Origin of the sequence: Streptomyces sp. NPDC002573 (assembly GCF_042889625.1) — a bacterium.
Classification (GTDB): domain Bacteria; phylum Actinomycetota; class Actinomycetes; order Streptomycetales; family Streptomycetaceae; genus Streptomyces; species Streptomyces gibsoniae.
In genome coordinates this window covers 1-1151 of the sequence record NZ_JBIARC010000281.1, presented here as the reverse complement: position 1 = coordinate 1151, position 1151 = coordinate 1, and the positions used below count along the sequence as shown (strand labels likewise).

Genomic DNA, 1151 nt, shown 5'->3' with positions numbered 1-1151 from the left:
GACGCGGTCGGCATGGCCGCACCCGTCCAGCCCGCCGGGCTCGGCGACCGTCTGCAGGGGCTGGCCCTCATCAAGCTGCTGCAGGGCGGCGACTGGGCCGTGTGGCTGCTGGGCGTGCTGATGTACGCGGCCGGAGCGATCAGCGTGCTGCGCGCGGTGGTCGTGCTGATCGCCGCCCGGCGGCACCGGCGCCTACGGGCCGGTCAGCGGGGCCGGTCCTGGGGGCCGCCGGTGACCGATCCGGTGAGCGTCATCGTCCCCGCGTACAACGAGAGCGCCGGGATCGAGGCGGCCGTACGCTCACTGCTCGCCTCGGACCATCCGGTCGAGATCATCGTGGTCGACGACGGTTCGACCGACGGCACCGCCGACCTGGTCGAGTCGCTGCACCTGCCAGGCGTGCGGGTGATCCGGCAGCAGAACGCGGGCAAGCCCGCAGCGCTCAACACCGGACTCGCGGCAGCCACCTGCGAGCTGGTGGTCATGGTCGACGGTGACACGGTCTTCGAACCCGACGCCGTCCGCACGATCGTCCAGCCCTTCGCCGACCCCCGTGTGGGCGCGGTCTCGGGCAACGCCAAGGTCGTCAACCGCGGCGGCCTGCTGGGCCGTTGGCAGCACATCGAGTACGTGGTCGGGTTCAACCTCGACCGCCGCCTGTTCGACCTCGCCGAATGCATGCCGACCGTTCCCGGAGCGGTCGGCGCGTTCCGCCGCCGGGCGTTGCTGGACCTCGGCGGTGTCAGCGACGTCACCCTCGCCGAGGACACCGACCTCACCATGGCCCTGTGCCGCGCCGGCTGGCGCGTGGTGTACGAGGAGGGCGCGGTGGCCTGGACCGAGGCGCCCGCGTCCCTGAACGCCCTGTGGCGGCAGCGCTACCGCTGGTGCTACGGCACCCTGCAGGCGATGTGGAAGCACCGCGGCGCGCTGGTGCAGCGCGGCGCGTCCGGAAAGCTGGGCCGCCGGGGCCTGGTCTATCTGCTGCTCTTCCAGGTACTGCTGCCGCTGCTCGCACCCGTGGTGGACATCTTCGCCGTGTACGGGCTGGTCTTCCTCGACCCTGTCCGGATCATCGGGCTGTGGCTGGCCTTCCTGCTGCTGCAACTCCTCATGGGCTTGTACGCGTTCCGCCTGGACGGAGAACGCCC

At 71.6% G+C, this 1151-nt stretch carries 1 protein-coding gene; it reads left to right on the top strand.

The genetic code is table 11. From position 1 onward, the window contains the following. A partial coding sequence (locus ACFYX0_RS47935) for a glycosyltransferase (RefSeq protein ID WP_388982197.1) occupies positions 1 to 1151 on the top strand: 1151 nt, incomplete at both ends.